Source organism: Kyrpidia tusciae DSM 2912 (genome assembly GCF_000092905.1).
In the GTDB taxonomy this organism is placed as follows: domain Bacteria; phylum Bacillota; class Bacilli; order Kyrpidiales; family Kyrpidiaceae; genus Kyrpidia; species Kyrpidia tusciae.
Window position 1 is genome coordinate 3,070,865 of sequence record NC_014098.1, and the last position, 18,244, is coordinate 3,089,108.

Below are 18,244 nucleotides of genomic sequence, written 5' to 3' on the forward strand. Positions count from 1 at the left end.
TCACTCAGTTAAAATCTTACCGAAGGGATCGCGGTGCGGATGTCCATGCAGAGTCGGCGAGAATACTTGAACACCATGCGGACGCGCTATCGGCAAGCACGCAGCCGATCGGAAAAGTCACAGATCCTGGACGAGTTGCAGGAGACACTGGGATATGCCCGCAAATACGCCATCGCCGCCTTGAATGCCAAACCAGAACAGGCGCGGCGGCGCCAGAGCCGAATTTCCTACGGTGGTCCCCTTTGTCAAGACAAAGTTTCGTCGTCGCTAAGCTACACCTCACCTCTATGCCCACCCTGTGTCTTCCCGTTGAAGGAACGGGAGGGGTGAATGGTCAAAGGCGATCCGGTGCTTGAGGCGCACCTCCTCCTCCGCCTTATCCACAGGTTTGTAATACAGGATGGTGCGATTGAGACTTGGCAGTTCAGCCTGTTTACTCAACGGAATCTCGGGATGACCTCGTTCGATCATCTCTATCCGTTCCTCACGAGTCCGGGTTGAGGCCAGATTTTCGGTTACCGTTTCCGGCCGATCCGTTCTGCTACCCGCCGCAACCGGTCATGATAAGCCAAAAGCTGCAATCGGGCTGTCTCGGCTTCCGCCGCTGTGGGCCGCAATGAGCGAATTCCCCAATTGTCGACCAACGTGTTCACCACCTGGTGAAAATAATGGATCGGGCTGTAATTCGCTTCTTTTGCAATGATCCTCTCCCGCTCCGGAAAATCGGGCATCACTGCCCCCGGCATGCGGAACTTCATCATAACCTGAGCAAGCGGTAACACAAAATTCGGCTCCAGTTCTAGATGCGCCTTGACGGCATCCCGATAAAACGCGTAATGCAGCGTCTCGTCTTTGGCCAACCGCCGCAGCAGTTGTGACAGGTCAGGATCATACGTTTGGGCCGCCTTCGCCACGTTCAGGTAAAACACCATCGTGGCCCGCTCCTGAATGCTGGTGTACGCCATCGTTTCAATCGGCGTTTGATAGTCCGGTTGCCAACCTTGCTCCACCACCCGTTTGCGCAGATGGTGCAGTTCATCCGGATTGCCGTTGCGGGTGACGATCAGGTAGGTTTCCAGCAGGTTGCTGTGCTGGTCCTCCTCTGCCGTCCAGGTATGGATAAAATCCTGCAAAACTTGAAACGAACCGCGAAACGTTGTACTCAGCCCGCTTGTAAACCAGGGAAGATTCACTTCCGTGAGCAATGCCGTCTCAATTGCCATGTAGATGCCATTTGGCAGGACCTGCTGGCTTTCCTCCCATGGTTCTGCTTTGAAACTGCGTCCCTTCTCCCAAGGGATGTACTCATGATAGCTCCAGTCAATGTGAGCAGCTTGTTCGCGGTGGCGGGCCAGCAGCTCGCTCAGACGCGACTCCAACCGGGCGTTGGTGTTGGATAACAGCAGCAAATGCCCCACCCATTTCTTTTGGATTTCCTTAATATCATACTGGAGTTTGGCGAAACAGAACAGAGCGAAATTGTGACCGATCTTTTTTGGCGCAAGAAGCTCTCCCGTTCCCGGGTAGGGTGAAGGGATGTTAAAGTATGGGGGAAGACTCTGACTCATCGCGGTATTAGAACTGGCGTGAAGGGGAGAATTGCGGTGGAACAGTTCATGGTCCATGTCTATGACGCCGTTGGGAACAGCTGGACCGTTCTTTTCACGGCCGTCCGGGTCGCCGTGGTCTACGCGGTGCTCCTCATGGTTCTTCGCTTGATGGGACGTCGGATTCTCGGCCAAATGACGCCGTTTGACCTCGTTACCCTTCTCCTCTTGTCAAACGCGGTGCAAAACGCCATGATCGGCCCTGACAACTCCGTGGTAGGTGGCCTTCTTGGCTCGTTTGTCCTTTTGGGATTAAACCGCATGATCAGCCGTAAAACGAAACTTCGGCATTTTTTTGAGGGAGCTCCCGTTGTTCTCGTCACCCGCGGCCGGGTGATTGAGGATCACCTGCGGAGGGAAGGGGTCAGCTTGGACGAATTGTTGGCGGCTTTACGTGAACACGGGATCGACCGGATCGAAGCGGTCGACACCGCCATTTTGGAGATGGACGGAACCATCTCCGTCATCCCGCAGAACAATCCAACCGTACACCGTTTGCGGAAAGTGCGTTCGAGCCGCAACCGGTAAGGCGGCGTGTCTTTACTGCCTTTTGCGTGGTACAATCCGCACCGGCTTTTCCAGGCCTTTCATCGGACTCATGAGCGCTCCCCGATACACCTTTTTTCCCTCGCGAGGCTGTTCGCAGGTCCCGTGCCGCTGTGCTGTGAGCAGCCACGCCTCTGGGCTCTCTTTTCTCACATTCTTTGATAAAATCAGCCCCGGTCTCCTCACTCCGGCACACCTTCAAATTCTCCACGCTGTCGTTGCGCGCCCTTATCCGCTTCGGGAGCAACCGAAACGCTGCCGATCACTTCGGGCCCGGCCCACCCCTCCTTCGCGTCGTCAGGGCCGCCCCCAGAGCGAGCAGGGCAAAGTGCGGCAACACCAGCTGCCTACGAATCCGGGACGGCTGACGGATGAGCCGGTACAGCCACTCCAGGTGAAGCCGCCGCCAAGCCGCGGGAGCCCGCTTGACGACGCCGCTCCAGACGTCGATGGTGCCGCCGATCCCCATCGCCACCCCGACCGGAAGATCCCTGTGCTGAGCGATCCACATGTCCTGGCGGGGTGCCCCCATCCCGACGAAAAGCAGATGAGGCCGAATTTCGGCGATTTCCTGAAGGATTTCCCTTTCCCCTTGTTGATCAAAATATCCGTGATGTCCATGCCAGTCCACCTCGGGGTAATGGCGCCTCAATTCTGCCAAAGCCCCGCCCAGAGAAGCGGAAGATGCCCCGAGCAGGTACACCCTCCACCCGCGCTGTCTGGCGAAACCGATGAGCCGATCGGCCAAATCCGCCCCGGTGACCCGCTCGGGGACCGGAGTCCCCAGCCATGTTGACGCCAAAACCACCCCGATCCCGTCCGCCGTGACCAAATCCGCCCGCCGCACCACCTGTGCCACCCCGGGATTCCTCCGGGCCAGCATCACCACCTCCGGGTTGGCGGTCACCACCTGCTTTAAAGGCCCTGCCCCGTTCCATCCATCCACCCACTCGGCGATCCGCTTGGCCGCCTCTTCCAAGGTCACCGGATCAAAGCCCGTTCCCATCACTTCCACCCGCTGCTCCATGACCCCATGGCCGACCCCTTTCCCGTTCAACTTCCCGCCTCCCGGGCCTCGGACCGGGCCAGGGACCGGCGCAAAAGATCGACTTCCCGGCGATCCGGGGTGAGATACCACACCCCATCCCGGTTATCCACATAGGCAACGCCGGTCAGCGCCCGGGTGCGAACTGTCACCTGGTCAAAAGGGTACAGGGCGGCGGCCAGATTGACAAGGGCCCTGGTGCCAAGATCGGTTTGGATGTGGTCCCTGCAGGTCATCGCCTCCGCCGCCAGGGCGGGCCACAGTCCCGGATTAGCACCGCGAAGGAACAGGGCGTGCACCAACTGCAATTGCCGCCGGACCCGGGCCGCGTCCGCCTCGGGATCCCCACGAAACCTGGCGTAATCCAGAGCCGCCTGGCCGTCCAGCCACTGCCGGCCGGGGACGAGGTGGATGTGGGTTCCGTCTCCGGGATCATCGTAATCCATCGCTTTTTCGATATCCACCGATACCCCGCCCATGCGGGTGACAAGCCGCCGGAACCCTTCAAAGTCCACCATCACCCAGTGATCGATGGGAACGCCCAACCAGGTTTCCAGAGAGGATTTTAGAAGAGGAATCCCGCCATAAGCTGCGGCGTGGTTAATCTTCGTAAAGCCCACCCCGGGAATCGCCACTCGGGCGTCCCGGGGAATCGAATACAAAAGAACTTCCCGCCGGGCAGGCCGAACTCCCGCGAGGATAATGGTGTCCGACCGACCGATCTCTTTCCCCCGCCGATCGACGCCCACGAGAAGCACATTCATGTTTGCAGGGCCGGCTCCGGGGCTTGGCCCGTGCGAAAACGGCCCGGTCCACGGGGGAGAGATCCGGGAGTCGGGAGCGAGGGGATCCCGGTTACTGGCAGATTTCGGGGTTTGCTCCGACATCGGGGGATGGAAGCCGGAGGCGATCCCGTTCCCCCCGGCGCTGTCCCCGGACCCCACCCTCCCGATCCGCGGAAGGGCCCAGGGGGGTGTCCCTGTATGTCCCGGGACATCGAGGAGGTGACCCGGGTGGTTGATGAGACCTGACCCAAGGCCTACCGGAAGCAGGACGACGCCGATCACCACCCCAAAAAAGACAAAAAGCATGCGTCTGCCTTTTCCCATCGGCCCACCTCCCCCCAGAGCGTCCTAGGGCTAGTATGCGCCGAAGTGGGCAAAAGGGGCGACGGGAACCTCGGCCACAGGTGGGGAAACTTTGAAGACCATCACTGATTCTGGCCCAAGCATTCCGAGCGAGGGAGGGGGCGCGGCACGAACGGTCAAAAATCCCGGCGTCCCGCCCCCGGGGGAACCGGGCTCCGATACCACCTGCGCCGTCTGCCGCCGTTATAGCCGTTATAATGGAAGAAAAGCGAACAGAGCTCGCAGCGGCTCATGTTCAGCGGATGGCACGGAGGGAGAGGGGACCCATGCACCGGAGACGCAGTTTAGGAGCCAGGCAGCATCAGGATAGCAAAGCGGGCAAGAAAGTGGGCGGGGGGAGGGAGGTCCACGCTCCAAGAGGGACGGCTCAGATACGAAGGCGGTTGGTCTTGTGGGGATTCTCGTTGGCCGTCACCCTGACGGGTTGCACCATGTCTGCGGAAGGGCCCGCACCTTCCGACCACCCTTCCCAGGTCTTGCCGACGCCGGGGCCGCCCCACCTCCCCGTTTCTCAAATTGCCCGGGGCGGACAAGCCGAGAGTCCAGCGGCAGGCACGTGGTCGGAGATCGGCTCGTCGGGAGGCGGGGCGGCTATTCCCGATCCCTTAGGTGGGGTGACGGATGATGTATTGAACCGAGTGAAACACTCCGGGGTCCTGGTTCCCATCCTGATGTATCATTCGATTTCCCACAACCCGGGGAACCGCCTCTGCGTCGATCCGGCGACTTTCGCGGAACAGATGGAATGGCTCACCCAAAATGGATACACAGCCGTAACCTTGGCCGATCTGCTCAAGGCGTGGGCCGGTCGAGAGGTTTTGCCCGCCAAGCCCGTGGTGATCACCTTTGACGACGGGTACAAAGATGTCATGACCGCCGCTTACCCGGTGTTAAAAAACCTTGGCCTCCGGGCCACAGTTTTTGTGATCACCGACTTCGTGGGGAAACCGAATTACGTCTCCTGGGAAGATCTTGAATCCGGAGAGCGGGAGGGAATCTTTGACGTGGAGTCCCATACCGTTCATCACCTGAATCTGGCTTCCTTGCCAAAGCCTTTGGCAATCCAGGAATTACAGGCATCCAAGGCAACAATTGAAGAACATTTACATAAATCTGTGTACGCATTATGCTACCCAGCCGGCAGCTACGACCCGGCGGTAGAGAAAGATGCCGAGGAGACGGGGTACCTGGTCGCTGTAACCACCCGTTCAGGCCCCGCCTCTCTGTCCCAAGGCCGTTATGCACTTCACCGCCTGAGAATCTCCGGGGGAGAGAGTTTGACGAGCTTCGCGGCGGCGATCGGGTCCCTGGACATAAAAACCGCCACCGGGCCCGGGATGGCCGGGCGGGTAACCCAACCATAACACCGGGCGGCACCCGGCTGAGCGTCGAGTGCCGCCCCGTTCGATCCGCCTGTTAGGTGGATCCCTTGGATGACAGGCCGGACTGGATGTCTTGAAGCTGAACACCGAGGATCGTATCGGTTTGACTGAAGGAGGGAATATCGCCGATCGTCCGGCTCCAGGCGTTTTGGTAAAAATATCTACCAAAAGCGTAGGAAACCGCAAACCCGCCCTCCTGTCCCACGCCTCCAGGGCCGTTGGCGTCGGGCTGCACCCCGATAAACATGGTGTTCGGGTCAGCCCCGGCCACGGTGTAAAAGATTTGGCTATTCCCCAGGCCGCCAATGGTGCCATCCGATGTCACAGTCACCTGGTAGCTCCCCGGGGTCACCCGGGATTTATTCCAGATATCCGTTCCCTTCGGCAGCACCCCGAGGCTTCCGGAGAACCCGGGGAGGACATTCAAGACCACCGTGGCACCGGGGTCGGGTTGCGCGGCCTGCTGGTCCAGCCAACGGTCCATCTCGTCGCTAAACGCGCTTTCCGTCCGCCCGAAGGCCCGGGAGAAAGCCAGTTGTTGGGGAGTCCCCTCTTTCACGGCGGTCAAATACTCCCACACCCGATCCCAGTGGCCCTGGGCCAGGTGCTCCAATGCCACATACCCCTGCCATTCGGGGTTGTACTTCGGGGTGTGCAGGATCAGATCTTCGGTAATCCCCGTCAGGGGCCCCAAAAGATGCTTCTGCCGACCGTCGATGATCGCCGCCTCAATGCGCTTTTTCCACCCGTCAAGCACCACCGGTGCCTGGAACTTCCCTTGGGCGGCGAGACCCTCGTGCCAGGCCAGCCCTTCGTTGAACCACACGGGGATCCGATTCCCCAGGCCATTTTGATCCAGGTAGACGTGAGTCAGCTCATGGGCGAGCACATTGGCGATCTGGGCGTCGTCCGCCACGGCGTAGAGAGGCAGGTAAATTTCGTTGCCAAAAGCTGCTCCGCTGGTGATATCCGAGAAGGTCTCCACCTGTTCGAGACTCATCCCGGCAGCAGCCAGGGCTTTGCTAAACCCATCCTTGGTGATCACCAAGTGGATGTGCACGGGCTGGGTGAAGTCACCGGGGATGTCCCGGCGCAGTCGATCATAAATCCCCGCATCTTGGAGCAAAGCCCGGATCTTGTTCACTTGGCCGATGGTCACTCCGGGCTCGGCGCTTTGTACATCGATCAGGTTCATTCCAGCGCCGGGATTCGAACTGTCGTCACCCGATCCGCCTCCGGCTGCAGGAACCCCGCTTTGGCCAGGAGTGGGGGGGTGGCCCGAAGTGTCGCTCTGGCCGGAACTGCCGTTTTGACCGGGGCCGCCGCTTTGACCAGAGGTGCCCGTCTGACCGGAAGTCCCGGTCTGTCCGGTGTCGCCCGTCTGCGGGGAGCCGCCCGTTCCCGAAGATGGCGGGGTCACAATGAACACCGCCTGTTGAACCCCATCCCAGTTCACCTGTTCCCCCAACGCCTCGGCCACCGCCCGCAGGGGTACCATCGTCCGGTCCCTCACCAGCTCCGCGGGGACGTCGAGGCGAACTTCCGAGCCATCTTTGTACAACACATTGCGGCCGATGGGAATCTCAATGTGCACCGGGCCGCGATCAACGGCCGCGGTCCGCTGCGTTTCATTCCACGAGACGGAAGCGCCGAGACTTTCCGCCACCGCTCGCAGCGGAACCATAACCCGGTCGCGGACTATGTATGGGGGAACGTCGGGCGTCAACCGTTTGCCGTCCACGTACAACGCCGGATGATCGGCGGCCGCCTGGGACACGCCCGGAGTTATCAGACATGACCCCAGAACGAGCAACGGCGCAACCGCCCACCCGGGTCGGCGCACCTTCCCGGCGAGGCGGTTGCGGCTCCCGGCCCACCGCGAGCTGATGTGCACGAAGGACCCTCCTCCTCTCCCTTTCTCATCCTAACGGATTTTTTCCAACCGCACAACCGCCGACGGATAACAATGGCTGCAGCGATGCAGGGAACCGTCTGGAGGCGGACGAATTCTGTGAAACAGACATTTGGCGAATCGATAGGCCGCAAGATAGGAGGGACAAGTGGGTGAAAATCCGGTCAAAGCTCGCGGTGGGATTCTCGGTGTTATTGGTGCTTATGGTGGTTCAGGCGGTGATGGCATATATCCAGCTCAGTCTGATGCGAAGCAATCACGAGTTTGTCGTCAACAATTCGATTCCCGTGATTCGGGCGACAAACAACCTCATGGTCGACCTGCTGAACGAAGAAACGGGAACCCGGGGATTCCTCCTCACCGGAGATCAGTATTTCCTGGAGCCGTATCTCAACGGCCGCGATCAACTCAAGAAAGACCTCGAGTATCTCCAGTCGCACAGCGATGCGTACCCCAAACTGAAAGAACTGCTCAATACCGAAGCCATTCCGAAGATCAACCGGGTTCAGGATTATTTTCAACAAGAGATCGACCTGGCCAAAGCGGGGAAGATGGACGAGGCCCGGGCCAACTTCGCCGGCGGGAAAGTGTACATGGATGATTTTCGCGCCACCTACGCCGATATTGCCAATGAGATTCAAAATGTGCTGGACAGTGCGGCCGCTAAAGTGGAAAAGGCGTACCTGCAGGAACGATTGGTTCTCGGCGTGCTCTCCGCGGCCTCCATTGTCATCGCCATTGCCTTTGCGGTGGGCACTGCGGCGAATATCGTGGTGCCCATTCGACGGGTCAGCACCCGGATGAAAGAAATGGCGCTGCAGGGCGGGGATCTCACCCAGCGCATCGAGGACAAGGGCAAGGACGAGGTGGCCGACCTGGCCCGGTCTTTCAACCAGATGCTTGACAGCATCCAAGAGATCCTGCGTCAGGTGATGGCGAACACCGAGCAAGTGGCGGCCACCTCGGAACAGTTGACGGCCGGGGCGGAACAGGTCGGACAAGGGGCGACGGAGATCTCGAACTCCGTCCAGGCCATCGCCGAGGGGGCGGACGTACAGCTTCAGGCGATCCGCCAAGCGTCGGAAACCATGCGCCAGATGACGGCAGGCGTACAACAGGCGGCGGAATCGGCGCAGAATGTGACGGTGCTGGCGTCGGGCTCCGCCGAAGCGGCCGAAGGCGGCCGGGCGATGGTGAAACAGATCACCGAGCAGATGGAACACATCAAGGAAGCGGTGAGCCAGACGGCCCAGGCGGTGCACGACCTGGACGAGCATTCGGCGAAGATCGGTTCCATCGTGGGGGTCATTCAGAGTTTGGCGGAACAGACGAACCTGCTCGCCTTGAACGCCGCCATCGAAGCGGCCCGGGCGGGAGATCAGGGCCGGGGCTTTGCCGTGGTGGCCGGGGAGATTCGCAAGCTGGCGGAGCAGTCATCGTCGGCGGCCGGCGAGATCAAAGCTCTCATCGATACGATCCAGGCCCACCAGGCACAGGCGGTGGCCGCCATGGAGCGGGGAACGGAGAGCGTGGCCACGGGTACCCGCACCGTGGAGCAGGCCGGGGAAACCTTCGGGAGTATCCTGGAGAGCGTACAAGAGGTCACCAACCGCATCCAGGACATGTCGGCCATCGTGGAAGAGCTCTCCGCCGGCACTGACCAGATTCTGCACGGTTCGTCCGAGATCGTCGCCACCGCCCAGAAAACGGCGGAAGAAGTTCAGACCGTATCGGCGGCGGTGGAGGAACAAACCGCCTCCATCGAAGAAATCACCGCCTCCGCCAAGGCCCTGGCCGGCATGGCGGAGGAGTTGTTGCAGGTGGTCCGCCGGTTTAAGGTGTGACCAAGTGGGTCCGAGGGGCCCACGAGAAAGGCTGTCCCCGGCGGCTTCACCGCCTGAGGACAGCCTTTTTTGATTCCGTCACCCTGTGGCGCTCGGGGGGTTACAGCTTCTTCAGTTGCTTCATCACGTTGTAAGCGATGGCCGCCGCTTCCGCCCGGGTGAGCTGGCTGTTCGGGTTAAAATACATCACCGGTTTGCGCCCTCGGCCCGTGGTCACCGACCCCGGGGCTGGGGACCCCTCCATAATCTTTTTCTGGCTCACGGCGAGCACCGCCGGCGCCGCGTAGAGGTCCACCGAATTGGCATCGCCGTACAACCGGGACAGGGCAGCTTTCGCCGACACGCCGTCGGTCATCTTGAGGTTCATCGCCGCCGCGATCATCGTCGCCGCCTCCTGACGGCTCAGCGGGTCACCAGGCCGGAAAATGTTCGGCCCCGCGCCGTGAACAATGCCTTTTCGCGCGGCGGTCTCGATGTACCGGTAGTCATACAGGCCCCCCGTGGCCTGGCCCACGTCGATAAACAGGCGGTGATTGGGATCGTAATCCAGCGGGAGCCCCAGCATCTTGACCACCATGGTGGTGAACTCGCCCCGGGTGATCGGCACGTCCGGATTAAAGGCGTCCACCAGGGCGGGATCGTTGGTCATGATCCCCTTTGAATACATGATCTCCAGGTAATCCTTGGCCCAGGGGTGAGACGCCACGTCCTGATACGAGTACACCTCCTTGGCCACCACGTAGTATCCAAAATGCCGAAAGGGCACGGAAATGGTGTGGCTGGAGAGGTTCACGACGCCCCCGATGTTCCGCCAGGGGTTGGACGAGATGCCGTTTTGCAACGCGCTCATGTCCAGATAAAAGACTGTGAGCCGCCCGGCCTCCTGATTGCGGATGAGCGGGTCATAGGCCAGAGTCAACGTTCCTTCTTTCGTGGGCTGCATCCAATCGTTGGCTCCCCCGTTGGGTCCCCCCCGCTGGACAAACCCGTTTCCTGCGTTGAAGGGATCGATCCCGCCGGCGGGCACAAAGGGTGGCAATCCCAAGTCTTCTGTGTTGAAGTTTTTGGGCCCGGCGTCGATCCAGTACACCGGACTCGCCACGGCCCAGCCCCCGGCGGGCAGTTGATCGGGGACTTTCGCGAAGGGATTCCCGTTTGCTGAAGCGTTCGGGCCGCTAATGGAGCCGGTTTGGGGGTCGGCGATGCCAAACAGGAGATAACGGTCGTTGGTCGCCCCGTCCCCGGGCAGGATCTCGCTCCCTTCGGACACCGCATTGGCCAGCATCGTGTTTCTGGGGAATTTCAAAGACACCTGTTTGTCAAATACGCTGATGGAAGTAGATTTGCCAAAATAGGCTTTTGCCTGGCCGTAGATGAGGGCCTGGTCCAGATTGTTCACCAACAAGGTGCCCTTCTCGTTGGCCGAACCCGACTGAACGGTGAAAGCGATCTTATTCAACCCGGTCTTGAGATTCTGCAACTCCACCCCGTAATACCACTGGCTTGCGTCCGCACCGGGCGGATTCTTCCACTGTACCGCCTGCTGGCGATTGATCGTTACCGCGTCCGCCGGCGACGGGGTGGCAATGATCACATCCAGGAAGTTCTGATTGACTTGAACCGGTTGGGTGAGATCCACGGGATCGCCCAAGGGTTTGTTCGGGGTAGACCCGGGCCCGTTAAAGAGATACACCTGGTAGGGTTTAAGTTGGTTAGCCACAAGTAAAGTCTGCGTCACCTGCTGACCAATGGCACGCCCATCCGCTGAGATGGAGTACGCCGTGACTTTAAAGCTGGTGGTCTGATTGGCGGGCATGGCAACCCCCAGCCAGTTCCCATTGCCCGAATCCCGGCCCGAAATCCGCAGACTCATCGTGCCGGTATTGTCCACGGAAATCTCGCGCACGATATCCCCTTGGTAATACCAGGTCAGTCCATTCAACGAAGATGACGTAAAGCCGCTTGTGTTCGGGTTATTGGTGGACAGCGTGGTCAGCAACTGTCCATTTTTATACAGATCGATGCGGTTGACCTGGTTGGGGCCGGTCCCCACAGGGCCGACCTTCAGTTCCAGATCCACCCGCTGGGAGGACGTGCTATAAGTATTCGTTGTGGCATCATAAGGAAGAACGGTCCCGTCAGCCGAGGATACCGCTTGAAAACCGGTGATGGACAGATTCGAGGGGGTGGCCTTGTAAATGGTCAGAGTGGAACTCACCCGCACGTGGCTCACCGGGTCCTCCGCGCTAAAACTGAACGTGTTGGCTCCCTCGCTCAGTTGAACATTGCCCACCTGATACGTGTTTCCGGACTGGGAGAGCGCCAGGTTCAGCCCGTTCACCGAGCCGGACACCTGGGGAATCTGGCTGAAGTTGATCGGTGTCACCGTTACCGAGACGGGATCGCCTTTTTGGACCACCGCGCCGTCCGAGAGGGTCTGGCCGGCCTGCTTTACTTCCACCTGGAGCATGGGCGAGAGCTGCACCACCGTGTGCAGGACAAAATCCTGGGGCACACCGGGCATGGAGATGACCAGGTTATAGTCCCCGGAGGGCAGAACGCCGGAGCCGAATTCGATCACCGCGGTGTTCGGCTGTCCGGAGAGCGTCCCGATGGTGGCGGACACGTTGTTCGCAATCACGTTGCCCTGAGCATCCTTGGCTTGGATCGTTACTTGGCTAAAATCCGGAGTCCCGGTGAAGTTGTTCAAAGACAGCGCCATGTCGACAGGCGCCTGGGAAACGGTCCAGGGATCGGCAACAGGCATCGACTGGGCGGCCTGAACCGCGCCCCCCGCCCAAGTCACTCCGAACAGCTGCGCCGGGTTGCTCCAATATGGTTGAGTGGTGTCCACGTAAGAGAACGCATAGTCGCCGACGCCGCTCTGGTTGGTCGTCCCGTTCACCGTCACCCGCACCTGGAGAGTGTGATCCGGCGCCGAACCCGGGAGAGTCCCGAGGGGCAGACTCCAGTTCCACACCTGAAGGGGGGTAGAGGCGCCCCACTGGGTCATCTCTTTGATCGTGCCGGAGGCCGCGATAGAAGTGACGGATTGGTAAGGGCCGTTATCCACCGAGACTTCCACCGTGGGCGAAGTGGTGCCGAGTGCAGGCGTGGCCAGGCGGCCTTTGAGCGTGAGGGGCTGGGAACCCGTCACCTGGGCCTTTTGCCCGGTCCACAAGGAGGTAACCTGGCCGTCGTTACTGGTCAGCGTCACACCGAAGGGGGCCGACTTGGTGGCGGGATCGAGGAGGACCACCGACTTTTGCACGGCCACCGACCGCTGGGCGTTAGCGGCAACGATGACAACCGGGTTTTCCCCGGGGTTCAGTTTTAGGGAAGTCGTCCAGGTTTGTTTCGTCCCCACCGGCGACCCGAATACACTGGTTCCGTTCACGGTGCTCCGGGTGGCATTTTCCGTGTCGTACTGGAGACTGACCGGACTGGATTCCACGGCGACGGTGGAATCCGAATCGATGTTCGTCCCCAGCACTTGAATATTGCTCAGGCGGGGATTGTTGAGAAAGTTGACATAATACGTTTGCGATTGCACCTGAAGATTTCCCGAGGTGCCGAGAAAGGAAATCAGGTTCAGCCCCGGACTCAGCACGATGCCGGGAAAGGTTGCTTGATTGCCCTGAATCTGGGGATTCTCGTAGGTGTTGATCGCCTGGGAACCGTCGGGTTGCACCAGACATTTGATATCCACCACGTTGTTGAAGGTCACGGTCACATCCATGACCTTCGAATTCGTCGACAGGGCCGCATCGCTACTCGTGGGCAGATTCGCCGTCAGCGACCAACTGTCGGCCAGGGCACCCACCGGCGCCGCGGTGAGAGCCATCAGCCACACCAGCAGCCATGCGACCCAGCGCACATTCCGCTTTTTCATGGCCTCCCCCTCCCTCAAAATATGTCATACTAAGCTTCAGCAGGGGAAGATCCCATCCCTGCCCGAGTGAGGAGGATCGCTCAGTGGCCGATCACCTGTCCCCAGATTTACCCCGGGAATCGGGAACCACCAATCGAATATGGCTGTGGGTCTGGCTCGGCGCCCTGGTGCTCGGAGTCTCTGTGGCCCTTTGGTTTTATCGGGATGAACTTTGGCGGATCCTGGACGTGATCCGGCACGCCTCGCCCACCGGGACCCTTTTGGCCGTGGCGTGCGAGACGGGGTTCCTCCTAACTTACTGGGATTTGGTGGGCCGGCTGTACCGGGCGGCGGGCACCCCAGTGCCCCGAGGGGCATTGTTTCGCCTGCTCCTTGTCTCCGGTGTCGTCGACCGGCTGCTCCCCACCGCCGGCACCAGCACCATCGCCGTCCTGGCGGTGGCCGGGGCCCGCTGGGGGGTCACTTGGGCAAGTACCTTGTGGATGATGGGCTTGTTTACTTCCCTGGGGCTGGTGGCGACTTTGTTGATTGTGGCCCTGTCGGTGGTCCTTTTGTCCACCTTTGACATTCCCTTGCCGCCCTCCATTCATCAGGCGCTGCTCGTCGGCCGGTGGGCGGCGATCGGCGGCGTGGTGCTCGGGGCGGGGTTCCTATGGACACCGGTTCGCCGCCGGGCGGTCCGGCGAATCGTGCACTGGATCGGCGGGTTGATCCATTGGTGGAAAGCTCACGAACCCGCCTGGTGGAAGCGGTGGCGGGCCCGGCGCGGGCACCGGATGAGCACGGGTGCCCCAAATCCCGGGGCCACGGGACTTCTCGGCGAGATCTCTCCGGCCCGGGCCACCTCGGCCCCGCCCTCCTCCGAGGCACCCCGCCGGCGGCGCAGAATCTGGGACCCGGAGGAGCGGTTTCGCGCCTTTGAGGCCACTTGGGAGCGAATACGACGAGAACCCGGACTGTGGGGCGCTGCGCTGGCCGAGAATCTTTTGCTCTACGTGCTGCGGATCGGTACCCTGGCTGCCTTCATATCGGCCTTGCACATTTCGCTGCCCTGGCACCACTTGATCGCCGGATATGGCCTTGTGGTCCTTCTGGTCAACTTGTCGGCCCTGCCCTTTTCCCTGGGGATCTTTGAAGTGTCCATGGCCGCCCTGTACCACTGGTTGGGCGTCCCCTGGCCCCAGTCCTGGGCGCTGACCTTGGCGTATCGGGGGATCACCTTCTGGTTGCCGATTCCTCTCGGGCTGTTGGCCATGGTGAGGTGGCCCGGTCAGCCGCCGTCCCCGGGTCCAAGACCTTGTCGAAACGCCGGGGAGACGTCGGAGCAGTGAGCCTCGAAACGGAAAAGGCGGTGAAGTAAAGTGAAAGCGGTGGGTTTGGCGTTGTCGGGCGGTGCGGCGGCGTCGGCGGCCCATGTCGGGGTCATACGGGCTTTCGAAGAAGCCGGGTATGTCATCACCCATATGTCGGGCACCTCGGGAGGCGCCCTGGTCGCCGGGCTGTGGGCCGCCGGGTACGGCGGTCGGGAGTTGAGGCATCTACTCGATCGCTTGGAGCGGCGGCATTTTGACGTGGACTGGAAAAGCCTGGCCAGGCGGCGGCTCCTTCGCCATCGAGGAGAATGGCTGGGTTTTTTTCGAGCATCCCGTTTGGAACGATGGCTCGCCTCTCTCACGGATTTTCGTCAGGTGCGGGATCTTCTTCGTCCCGTCGCGCTCCCCGCCGTGGATCTCACCCGGGGACGGGAAGTGATCTTCGCGTCCCGCCCCCTTGGTGACGTGCGGCCCCCTAACGGGTCATCGGAGGACGTACCGGGTCATGGGACGGACGAGACCGCCTTCGAACCGACAACGGAAAGGCAGACCAAAGAGGCCGATGGGGCTGAATCGACCCTTCGCGGACCAGGGGGTTTGCACTGGGAGGTTATTCAAGATATTCCGGCTTCGCTCGCCCTTCTGGCCAGTTCAGCCGTACCGGTGATTTTTCAACCGATGGTATGGAAAGATCGGGTTTTCGTGGATGGGGGACTGCTCGACAATTGTCCCGTGGCTCCCCTCCGGGCGCTCGGGGCCCCGGCGGCGGTGGCGGTGGATCTCGTCAGCCCTTGGGGTTGGCGGCCTCAGCGGCGGTTCGACGGCCCGATATCCATCCTGTTTCGCTCCGTGAACGTCATGTTGGCCCATCAGAGCCGTACGGCTCACCTCGCCGCCGATTGGGTCATCCATCCCGAAATCCCCCCCATCGCCGTGAACGACTTCCGTCGCCTGGGCGAAGTCGCCGATGCGGCTTATGAATGGACCTGTCGAACTTTGGAGAAACGGCGAGAAGGATAACGGATATTCTTCCCCCAAGGCGCATATAATGATACATTGAGTGTGGAGATAGGTTTGTGTTCAGCGAGGTGACGAATATGCCGGGGAATTGGGACAAAACTGAGTGGGGATTTCGCCTCTGTCAGGTATTGGAGATTCGCTACCCCATCCTGGAAGGGGGGTTGGCCCACGTCGGGAATGGCCGGTTGGCGGCGGCGATATCGGAAGCCGGGGGGTTCGGCCAGGTGGGATCGGCGGGGCGCAGCCCGGAACAGTTTGCCGAAGAGATTACATTGGCCGCGTCTTTGACCACAAAGCCCTTTGGTGTGAACATTCCCATCAGCGAACGAAAAGATAACCGCCCTTATTTTGACGTTATCCATCAACATCGCCGCGCCATCGCTGCGGTGAGCTTATCGGCGGGCAATCCCCGACCTCTCATTCCGCAATTGAAAGAAATGGGACTTCGGGTGATCGTGCTCACCTCCACCGTGTCCCAGGCGCTGAAGGCGGCCGAGGGGGGAGCCGACGTCGTGGTGTGCGAAGGGTTTGAAGCGGGCGGCCACAACGGCCCGGCGGAAATCACGACGATGGCGCTCGTTCCCCAGGTGGTGCGGGCTCTCCGGGAGAGGGGCCGGGATGTGCCGGTGGCGGCGGCGGGGGGGATTGCGTCGGGGGAACAGATGGCGGCGGCTCTCATGCTCGGCGCCGACGGGGTCCAGATCGGCACGCTGTTTGTCGCCACGGAGGAATGTGAAGCCCACCCGGCCTATAAGCGCACCCTGGTGGAGGCCGGCGATGAAGCGACGGTGGTCATCGAACGGAGTCAGGGGCGGGTCACCCGGGTGTTGCGGAGTCCTTTTACAGAGAGAATTCTCGATCTGGAGAAACGGCGACCGTCTATGGAAGAGTTGTTGCCCTTCATCGTGGGGAAGAGCAACCGGATTGCGGCCATTGAAGGGCATATGGATGAAGGGTATGTCAACGCCGGCCAGGGAGTGGGACTGATTCACTCGGTCCGGTCCGCCGGGGAGGTGGTGCGGGACCTGGCGGCAGAGGCTGCCCGGGTGTTGCGCAGGGGTCCCACGTGGGCCCAATGGCTGGAAGGGGTCGACGGGGTTCGCTCAGTATGAAGGCATACGACGTATTCTGGAGGGGATTGTGGTGGAACGCAATAGTTTGGCATGGGTCCATTGGGAGCAGTTAGGGGAAATCGTGCACCGAGGTGTGGGGAAAGAACTGGATTTTGACCAATTGTCTCGGGTGATTAAGGAGATCTGCAGCCTGCAGGGCCACTGGTGCGGAACGTTGGCCTATGGGGATTTTGACCGCGGAGATTACGGATTGCAGACCCGGCTGCTTCAGGTCGGGATTCAGCCCCGGCACGTGGCCGCCCGGGAGGCAGGAGAATTGCACCGGGACGCCGTCGCCCTGGAGTTGTCCCTGGATGCGCTCGAAAGTGTACATACGCTCCCCCACATCACCGATCATTTGTTTGTGGGCGGAGACATCAGCTGGGTGCCGCTTTTCCGCAGGTTGACCCAGCACGGGAAACATATTCATTTATGTGGCTTTCAAAGTTATACTCACCGGGCGCTGCGGGAATGGGCGGAGACCTTCACCGCCCTGGACCACCGGGAGGAAATCACCCGGGACCGGATTCGGGAAGCGGGGCCGCAGATCTCCGAAGGGGATCTGGAACAGGTCATTCACGTCCTGGCTGGAATGCAGGAACGGCTTCCCTTTGTGGGGTTTGGTTTGTTGCAGCGGGAGCTGACCCGGCGCTACCCTTACCGCTTCGGGTTTGAAGACATTCTGAACGCGGCGAAGAACGAAGGGATTCTTGAGGTCTACAAAGTGCCGAATCCGAACAACCCAGATTTTCCTACCACCGCCGTGCGCCTGAATCGGGAGCATCCTTTGGTGCGGGAGACCTTGGGGGCGGAGGCACTCAACACTTTAGAAGAGCTGCGGGGATTCGAGGAGGGGACGGAAAGTCCGGACGAAGACTATATGGATGCAGACCCGGGGGAATTCGATCAACGGGACGACTGAAACCCTTGGGTCGGCAGCGCGTGCCCTGTCCTGCCGGTGAGCGACCAAGGCGAGCGGGCCGGCGCGGCCGCGCCGGTGCCAGCTCCGGAAATCCGGAAAAATGGCCATTGTTACGCCCGGCCGGCCGGCCCCGGTTCGCCGTTACGGCGCTGTGGCCCGGATCCGCCGCCAAGGCGGCCAGGGCCACAGCGCCCAGTCATCTTTGGTGAAAGCTTTCGTTCCCCCTTTATCAAATGTAACCAACACCGTTCCGGCGGAAGATGAAAGGACCCGCCCTTTTCCATAACGGAGGTGCCAAATCCGATCCCCGTCATCAAAATATTTGATCACGGACTCTCCCCCCTTTGCTTGCACCATCAGGTATGTACCGGGCCCGGTCGAACTATGCGCCAGGTTTCGAGACTGGTCGAATGCGATCAGAAAAAGTCGAAAGTCTGTCTATTTCAATATATAGCCTTCGCCGACAAACCGTTGTATAATACCTGCGTATGCACGCGGCAA

14 protein-coding genes are annotated in these 18,244 nt (G+C 60.7%); 7 read left to right on the plus strand and 7 right to left on the minus strand.

The window, feature by feature from the left end:
• Positions 1-285: 285 nt before the first annotated feature.
• Positions 286-471 (minus strand): hypothetical protein, encoded by a 186-nt coding sequence (locus BTUS_RS14995; RefSeq protein WP_041304431.1) that lies wholly within the window; start codon positions 469-471, stop codon positions 286-288.
• A gap of 44 nt (positions 472-515) precedes the next feature.
• Positions 516-1,406, minus strand: a complete 891-nt coding sequence (locus tag BTUS_RS15000; RefSeq protein WP_041306330.1) for an acyl-ACP desaturase — start codon at positions 1,404-1,406, stop codon at positions 516-518.
• A gap of 198 nt (positions 1,407-1,604) precedes the next feature.
• Between BTUS_RS15000 and BTUS_RS15005 the strand changes: the two genes are divergently transcribed.
• Positions 1,605-2,135 (plus strand): DUF421 domain-containing protein, encoded by a 531-nt coding sequence (locus BTUS_RS15005; protein WP_245543335.1) that lies wholly within the window; start codon positions 1,605-1,607, stop codon positions 2,133-2,135.
• Positions 2,136-2,415: 280 nt separating this feature from the next.
• On the opposite strand, the gene BTUS_RS15015 is transcribed toward BTUS_RS15005, so the two are convergent.
• Together BTUS_RS15015 and BTUS_RS17130 are read right to left on the minus strand one after the other, a co-directional pair.
• The gene (locus BTUS_RS15015) at positions 2,416-3,210 is read right to left on the minus strand and encodes a WecB/TagA/CpsF family glycosyltransferase (protein ID WP_013076915.1); all 795 of its coding nucleotides are present in this window, start codon (positions 3,208-3,210) and stop codon (positions 2,416-2,418) included.
• A complete protein-coding gene (locus tag BTUS_RS17130) occupies positions 3,207-4,307 on the minus strand; it encodes an LCP family protein (protein ID WP_013076916.1) in 1,101 nt (366 codons plus the stop codon). Before BTUS_RS17130 ends, BTUS_RS15015 begins: the two co-directional genes overlap by 4 nt.
• A 305-nt stretch (positions 4,308-4,612) precedes the next feature.
• Here BTUS_RS17130 and BTUS_RS17135 point away from each other — a divergent pair, with 305 nt between their 5' ends.
• Complete coding sequence (locus tag BTUS_RS17135; RefSeq protein ID WP_013076917.1) at positions 4,613-5,710, plus strand: polysaccharide deacetylase family protein; 1,098 nt, start codon at positions 4,613-4,615, stop codon at positions 5,708-5,710.
• Between the two features lie 52 nt (positions 5,711-5,762).
• Here the strand turns inward: BTUS_RS17135 and BTUS_RS15030 are convergent, their stop codons facing one another.
• Positions 5,763-7,622, minus strand: coding sequence for a stalk domain-containing protein (locus tag BTUS_RS15030; RefSeq protein ID WP_013076918.1), 1,860 nt, complete (start codon positions 7,620-7,622; stop codon positions 5,763-5,765).
• A 170-nt stretch (positions 7,623-7,792) separates the two neighbouring features.
• Here BTUS_RS15030 and BTUS_RS15035 point away from each other — a divergent pair, with 170 nt between their 5' ends.
• Positions 7,793-9,484, plus strand: coding sequence for a methyl-accepting chemotaxis protein (locus BTUS_RS15035; RefSeq protein ID WP_013076919.1), 1,692 nt, complete (start codon positions 7,793-7,795; stop codon positions 9,482-9,484).
• A gap of 100 nt (positions 9,485-9,584) precedes the next feature.
• Here BTUS_RS15035 and BTUS_RS15040 read toward each other — a convergent pair whose 3' ends face one another.
• Complete coding sequence (locus BTUS_RS15040; protein WP_013076920.1) at positions 9,585-13,376, minus strand: S-layer homology domain-containing protein; 3,792 nt, start codon at positions 13,374-13,376, stop codon at positions 9,585-9,587.
• 83 nt (positions 13,377-13,459) lie between these two features.
• On the opposite strand from BTUS_RS15040, the gene BTUS_RS15045 reads away from it, so the two are divergent.
• From BTUS_RS15045 to BTUS_RS15060, 4 genes are read left to right on the plus strand one after another with little or no spacing between them, the layout of a single operon-like run.
• Positions 13,460-14,707 carry a lysylphosphatidylglycerol synthase transmembrane domain-containing protein gene (locus BTUS_RS15045; protein ID WP_013076921.1) on the plus strand — a complete coding sequence of 416 codons (1,248 nt, stop codon included), beginning with the start codon at positions 13,460-13,462 and terminating at the stop codon, positions 14,705-14,707.
• 30 nt (positions 14,708-14,737) lie between these two features.
• Complete coding sequence (locus BTUS_RS15050) at positions 14,738-15,709, plus strand: patatin-like phospholipase family protein (protein ID WP_013076922.1); 972 nt, start codon at positions 14,738-14,740, stop codon at positions 15,707-15,709.
• Positions 15,710-15,765: 56 nt separating this feature from the next.
• Positions 15,766-16,821 (plus strand): NAD(P)H-dependent flavin oxidoreductase, encoded by a 1,056-nt coding sequence (locus BTUS_RS15055; protein ID WP_013076923.1) that lies wholly within the window; start codon positions 15,766-15,768, stop codon positions 16,819-16,821.
• A gap of 31 nt (positions 16,822-16,852) precedes the next feature.
• Positions 16,853-17,743 carry an NYN domain-containing protein gene (locus BTUS_RS15060; protein ID WP_041304435.1) on the plus strand — a complete coding sequence of 297 codons (891 nt, stop codon included), beginning with the start codon at positions 16,853-16,855 and terminating at the stop codon, positions 17,741-17,743.
• 141 nt (positions 17,744-17,884) lie between these two features.
• On the opposite strand, the gene BTUS_RS15065 is transcribed toward BTUS_RS15060, so the two are convergent.
• A complete protein-coding gene (locus BTUS_RS15065; protein ID WP_041304437.1) occupies positions 17,885-18,073 on the minus strand; it encodes a hypothetical protein in 189 nt (62 codons plus the stop codon).
• Positions 18,074-18,244: the final 171 nt, after the last annotated feature.

Coding starts and splice junctions, on each gene's coding strand:
- BTUS_RS15040 (WP_013076920.1), bottom strand. CDS start 13,376: ATGAAAAAGCGGAATGTGCGCTGGGTCGCATGGCTGCTGGTGTGGCTG.
- BTUS_RS14995 (WP_041304431.1), bottom strand. CDS start 471: ATGATCGAACGAGGTCATCCCGAGATTCCGTTGAGTAAACAGGCTGAA.
- BTUS_RS17130 (WP_013076916.1), bottom strand. CDS start 4,307: ATGGGAAAAGGCAGACGCATGCTTTTTGTCTTTTTTGGGGTGGTGATC.
- BTUS_RS17135 (WP_013076917.1), top strand. CDS start 4,613: ATGCACCGGAGACGCAGTTTAGGAGCCAGGCAGCATCAGGATAGCAAA.